Below are 4,715 nucleotides of genomic sequence, written 5' to 3' on the forward strand. Positions count from 1 at the left end.
TCGGCGGCGAAGTCGGGGTCGGCGCGTGCCTCGTCGGGCACGGGGTCGTCCGTGAGCGCCAGCATCAGCGCGTCGTGGTCGCTGTCCTTGGCCGGCATCGTCACACCACCTCCCCTTCGTGCAGCCGGGCCCGCAGGAGCCGGACCGCCGTGTGCAGTCTGCTCTTGACCGTGCCCTCCGGGATGCCCAGCTCCTCGGCGATGGCCCGGACCGGCAGGTCGGCGTAGAAGCGGAGGACCACGACCTGGCGCTGGGCGTCCGGCAGCTCGCCGAGGCCCTGGGCGACGGCGAGCGAGGTGGCCCGCGCCTCCGCGCCGTCCTCGTCGGCGGACTCGCGCCACAGCACCGCGAGCCGCTCGCCGAGCCGCTCCTGCCTGCGCCGGGCCCGGTGCCAGTCCATGGCGAGGTTGGAGGCGACGACGGCCGCCCACGCGGAGACGTCGCGCGGGGCCTCGCGCCCGTCCGCGGCCCGCTCCAGGAGCTTCAGCCGGACCTGCTGCACCCCGTCGGGCAGGTCGGCGTACGGCACGCCGCCGAGCGCGAGCACCGCCCGGACCCGGTCCTCCTGGGCGGCGTCCAGTGGATCCGCTCCCCGGGTCCCCACCTGCGCGCGGCGCGCTTTTCTGCGCAGCAATGTGCCCCTCCCGTCCCCGCGTTTCCCCTAGGACGCCGGGGGCGCCCGAAACGTTCGGACGGATGTGGCGTCCCGCACCTCGGACAATGGATTGGACAAGGCGGCCGTGGACAGACGCATCATGGAGCAAGCCCGGGCCCAGGTCACCAGGCCGGACGCACAGTCGCGGGCCGCACGCACATACGGAGGAAGTCCCTGTGAAGGTCGGAATCGTCGGAGCCACCGGTCAGGTCGGCAAGGTCATGCGCAAGATCCTCGTCGAGCGGAACTTCCCCGTGGACGAGCTGCGTCTGTTCGCCTCGGCCCGCAGCGCCGGCACGGTCGTGGACGGCGTGACGGTCGAGGACGCCTCGACGGCCGACTACACGGGCCTGGACATCGTCCTGTTCTCGGCCGGCGGCGCCACCTCCAAGGCCCTCGCCGAGAAGGTCGCCTCGCAGGGCGCCGTGGTGATCGACAACTCCTCGGCGTGGCGCCGCGACCCCGAGGTGCCGCTGGTCGTCTCCGAGGTGAACCCGCACGCGATCAAGGACCGCCCCAAGGGCATCATCGCCAACCCGAACTGCACGACGATGGCCGCCATGCCGGTCCTCAGGCCGCTGCACGCGGAGGCCGGTCTCGAGGCGCTGGTCGTCGCCACCTACCAGGCCGTCTCCGGGTCCGGTCTCGCCGGTGTCGACGAGCTCTTCGAGCAGGTCAAGAAGGTCGGCGACGACGCGCCGAAGCTCACGCACGACGGCTCCGCGGTCGACTTCCCCGAGCCCGACAAGTACGTCGCGCCCATCGCGTACAACGTCCTGCCGATGGCGGGCTCCGTCGTCGACGACGGTCTGAACGAGACCGACGAGGAGCAGAAGCTGCGCCACGAGTCCCGCAAGATCCTGGAGATCCCGGAGCTGAAGGTCTCGGGCACCTGCGTGCGCGTGCCCGTCTTCACCGGCCACTCGCTCCAGGTCAACGCCCGCTTCGCGCGGCCGCTCAGCCCCGAGCGCGCCACCGAGATCCTCTCCTCGGCCGAGGGCGTCGTCGTCACGGACGTGCCCACCCCGCTGGGCGCCGCGGGCAAGGACGACTCGTTCGTGGGCCGCATCCGCCGTGACGAGACGGTCGAGAACGGCCTGGCGTTCTTCATCTCCGACGACAACCTCCGCAAGGGCGCGGCGCTGAACGCCGTCCAGATCGCGGAGCTGGTGGCGGCCGAGCTCAAGGGCTGACCCCGCGTACGGAAGCTGCTACGGACGCTTCTCCCGGTACGTGGAAGGGGGCGGTCATCCTTCGTGGGTGGCCGTCCCCTTCGCGCAGGCCACCGCCACCAGCGCGCAGGCCGCGAGGCCGCCGCCGAGCCACAGGACCGCGCCCGGCCCGCCGCCGTCCGCGACCCGGCCGCCGAGGAAGGCGCCGAGCGCTATGGCCACGTTGAACACCCCGGCGAAGAGCGCGGACGCCGTGTCGCGGGCGTGCGGGGCCGCGGCCATCACCCAGTTCTGGGCCGAGACGGAGGCCCCGCCGTACGCCAGGCCCCACGCCACGAGCAGCGCCACCGAAGCGGCGAGCGAGCCGCCCGCGGGCACCATCAGGAACGTCACGGCCCCGAGCCCGGCGCAGATGGCGAGCAGCGCCCTGCGCGGGTCGCGGGCCGCGACGGCGCCGCCCGCGAAGTTGCCGGCGATGCCGGCCACGCCGTAGGCCAGGAGCAGCCCGCTGATCAGGCCCGCGCCGATGCCGGGGACACGCTCGAGGACGGGGCGCACATAGGTGTACGCGGCGAAGTGACCGGTGACCAGGAGGGTGACGGCGAGGAGTCCGGCCCGCAGGCGGCCGATGCGCAGGAGTCCGGCGAACGCGCCGAGCCGGATGCCCTCGCGGGCGGGCAGCCCCGGCAGGACCGCGGCGAGCAGCCCCGCGACGGCGAGGGCGAGCACGGCGAGGGACGCGAACCCCCAGCGCCAGCCCGCCAGTTCGCCCAGGAGCGTGCCGGCGGGCACCCCGACGACGGACGCCACCGCTATCCCGCTGAAGATCACCGCGGTGGCCCGCCCCGCGGACTCCGTGCGGACGAGGCGGACGCCGAGCCCGGCCGCGATGGCCCACACGCCGCCGATGCACACGCCCACCAGGACGCGGGCGACGAGCAGGACGCCGAAGGCGGGCGCGAGCGCGGAGGCGACGTCGGCGGCGGCGAGCAGCACCATGAGCGCGCACAGGACCGTGCGCCGGTCGGCGTGGCGCACGGCCACGGGCAGCAGCAGGGCGGCGAGCGCCGCGACGATGCCGGGCAGCGTGACGGTGAGGCCCGCGGTGCCGTCGGAGACGCCGAGGTCCTCGCTCATGGCGGTGAGGAGCCCGACGGGGAGCATCTCCGTGGTGACGACGGAGAAGGTGGCGGCGGCCACCGCGGCGACGGCGAGGCGGCCCCGGGGGCGGGGCGGTGCGGGCTCCCGTGTGGGGAGTCGTGTGCTCTGAGACATGGCATCCACCCTGTGGGGGTGCCCGCCCGGGAACAACGCGGAAGATCTCATCCTTGTATGAGCCGGACTGATCGATCGGGACATCGGCGGACGGGAGAGGGACGCGCGGCATGGGCGGACCGGGGAACGGACTGGAGATCCGGGAGCTGGAGTGTTTCCTGGTGCTCGCCGAGGAGCTGCACTTCGGGCGGGCGGGTGAGCGGCTGTACGTCTCGCAGAGCCGCGTCAGCCAGTTGCTCGCCGCCCTGGAGCGGCGGATCGGCGCGCGCCTGCTGGAGCGTACGAGCCGCAGGGTCCGCCTGACCACACTGGGGGAGCGTTTTCTCGCCGAACTCCGGCCCTCCTACGAGGAGTTGACGTCGGTCGTGGACCGGGCGAGGGCGGCGGCGCGGGGGGTCGAGGGCACGCTGCGGATCGGGTTCCAGGGGACCGCGGACGCGCGTCTCATGGAGGCGATCGCGCTCTTCCAGGAGCGGCACCCGGGGTGCACGACGGAGATCGTGGAGATCCCCTTCGCGGATCCCTTCGGCGCGGTGCGGCGCGGTGACGTGGACGCGGCGATCGTGCTGCTCCCGGTCGCCGAGCCGGATCTCGTGCTCGGGCCGGTCTTCTCCAGCGAGCGGCAGACCGTGGCGGTGTCGGTGCGGCACGCGTTCGCGGGGCGGGCCTCGCTGACGGCGGCGGAGCTCGCGGGGACGCCGCTGATCGCGGCGGCCGCGCCGGCCCCCGCGTACTGGCGGGAGGCGCACGCCCCGTCGAGTGCGCCCGCTCCCGCGGTCCGCACGCTCCAGGAGGGTCTGACGCTGGTCGCGGCGGACCGGGGCGCGATGCTGCTGTGCACGCCGACGGCGGAGTACCACGGCCGCCGGGACGTCGTCTTCGTCCCGGTCGACGGGCTGCCGGACTCGGTCCTCGGGCTGGTGTGGCACCGGGACGCGGAGACGGAGCGGGTACGGGAGTTCGCGCGGGCGGTGGGGGCGGGGCCGGCCTAGCTCCGCGGTCCGGGCCTGCGCACCTCGAAGTGGAAGCAGCCGTACTCGACGGCGCGGACGTGCACGAGGGCGACCTCCGGGTCGGAGAAGGCCTCGGCGAACGCCTCGTCGAAGCCCTGCTCCTCGGCCGCCGGGATCGTCAGGAGGCGGCCCCCGACGATGCGCCCGTCGGCGCTGTAGCGACGGACCGTCCGCAGGGCCCCGGCGCGGGAGAACGGATAGCCCGCGCGCTCGGGCGCCGGGCCGTCGCAGGGGTCGGCGTGGATGAAGACGGGCCCCTGCTCGTCGTAGGCGCCGGGCGCGGCACCGGTCTCGGCGGCCCAGCGACGCAACGGCGCGTACGACACGAGGGCGACGCGCTCGCCGGGAGCGACGGCCCGCAGACAGCACCGCAACGGCGACCCCCCTTCGTGGTCGACGTGGCCCGCACGGCTCCGCCCGGCGTCGTCGGCGTCACGGAGCTGCCGGAGGACGTCGGGGGCGATGGGGAGCGGGGTGTAGGCGGTGGCGTGCGGGGCGGTGGCGGTGTCGGGTGCGCTGTTGTTCATGTCACCGAGCTTCGCGCGCGGGCGAGAAGGCCGCTGGCGGCTTTCGGACGGGGCGTTCCCGGGGGCGCCCCCT

Annotated in this window: 5 protein-coding genes; 2 read left to right on the forward strand and 3 right to left on the reverse strand. The window is 74.5% G+C overall.

Annotation, left to right across the window (positions count from 1 at the left end):
- Positions 1-100: 100 nt before the first annotated feature.
- Positions 101-634, reverse strand: a complete 534-nt coding sequence (locus AOK22_RS37280) for an RNA polymerase sigma factor (protein ID WP_055703089.1) — start codon at positions 632-634, stop codon at positions 101-103.
- Between the two features lie 197 nt (positions 635-831).
- Between AOK22_RS37280 and AOK22_RS37285 the strand changes: the two genes are divergently transcribed.
- Entirely contained in the window at positions 832-1,848 is a 1,017-nt protein-coding gene (locus tag AOK22_RS37285; protein ID WP_055703090.1) for an aspartate-semialdehyde dehydrogenase, read from the forward strand.
- 54 nt (positions 1,849-1,902) lie between these two features.
- Here the strand turns inward: AOK22_RS37285 and AOK22_RS37290 are convergent, their stop codons facing one another.
- Positions 1,903-3,102, reverse strand: a complete 1,200-nt coding sequence (locus AOK22_RS37290) for an MFS transporter (RefSeq protein WP_055703091.1) — start codon at positions 3,100-3,102, stop codon at positions 1,903-1,905.
- A 110-nt stretch (positions 3,103-3,212) separates the two neighbouring features.
- On the opposite strand from AOK22_RS37290, the gene AOK22_RS37295 reads away from it, so the two are divergent.
- Positions 3,213-4,094 (forward strand): LysR family transcriptional regulator, encoded by an 882-nt coding sequence (locus AOK22_RS37295; RefSeq protein ID WP_055703092.1) that lies wholly within the window; start codon positions 3,213-3,215, stop codon positions 4,092-4,094.
- Here AOK22_RS37295 and AOK22_RS37300 read toward each other — a convergent pair.
- Positions 4,091-4,642 (reverse strand): DUF1203 domain-containing protein, encoded by a 552-nt coding sequence (locus tag AOK22_RS37300; protein ID WP_055703093.1) that lies wholly within the window; start codon positions 4,640-4,642, stop codon positions 4,091-4,093. The genes AOK22_RS37295 and AOK22_RS37300 overlap by 4 nt on opposite strands.
- Between the last annotated feature and the right edge of the window lie 73 nt (positions 4,643-4,715).

The sequence above is a fragment of the Streptomyces silaceus genome, from assembly GCF_001419745.1.
Taxonomy (GTDB): Bacteria; Actinomycetota; Actinomycetes; order Streptomycetales; family Streptomycetaceae; genus Streptomyces; species Streptomyces silaceus.